This window comes from Actinoplanes auranticolor (assembly GCF_018332655.1).
Taxonomy (GTDB): Bacteria; Actinomycetota; Actinomycetes; order Mycobacteriales; family Micromonosporaceae; genus Actinoplanes; species Actinoplanes auranticolor.
In genome coordinates, this window is the sequence record NZ_BOQL01000124.1 from 1 (window position 1) to 672 (window position 672).

The window sequence follows — 672 nt, forward strand, 5'->3', positions numbered from 1 at the left end:
AGACCCTGGTAAATAAGGGTTTCAGGTGTGTTGATGGCGTGCGAGGCGTCGGGTCATGAGGGTGATCATCGCCCACTGGACCATCGCGGCGTGATGCTGTGGTAGGCGCTCGTAATCGCGGACGGTTCGTCGGCACCTGTTGACCCATGAGAAGGTCCGCTCTACCGCCCACCTGCGGTGCAGGACCACGAATTCGGTCTGCCCGGCGAGTTTGGCCACGATCTTGACGGTGAGGCGCAGTTGGTCGGCGGCCCAGTCGACCAGCCTGCCGGCGTAGCCGGAGTCGGCCCAGACCAGCCGGATGCCCGGGAAGCAGGCGTGCAACGCCCAGAGCAGCGGCCGGGCGCCGTCGCGGTCCTGGACATGGGCGCCGGTGACCAGGACCGCGAGCAGCAGTCCGCAGGTGTCGACAGCGATGTGGCGTTTACGGCCGTTCACTTTCTTGCCGGCGTCGTAGCCGCGGCCGGACCGGGCGACGGTCTCCGCACCGCGCAAGGACTGGGAGTCGATCAGTGCGGCGGTGGGCTGCGCGGCGCGGTCCTCGCACTGCTGGCGGACCTGTTCACGCAGGTGGTTGTGCATCCGGGTCAGGGTGCCGTCGGCGGTCCAGGTCTTGAAGTAGTGATAGACCAGCTTGGGGTGCGGGAAGTCCGCCGGCAGGGCGTCCCATTG

General features: G+C 67.4%; 1 protein-coding gene. It reads right to left on the bottom strand.

Going from position 1 to position 672, the window contains the following annotated elements; genetic code table 11:
* Positions 1–21: 21 nt before the first annotated feature.
* On the bottom strand, positions 22–672 hold a 651-nt coding region (locus Aau02nite_RS45890; RefSeq protein WP_212995004.1), incomplete at its 5' end, for an IS5 family transposase.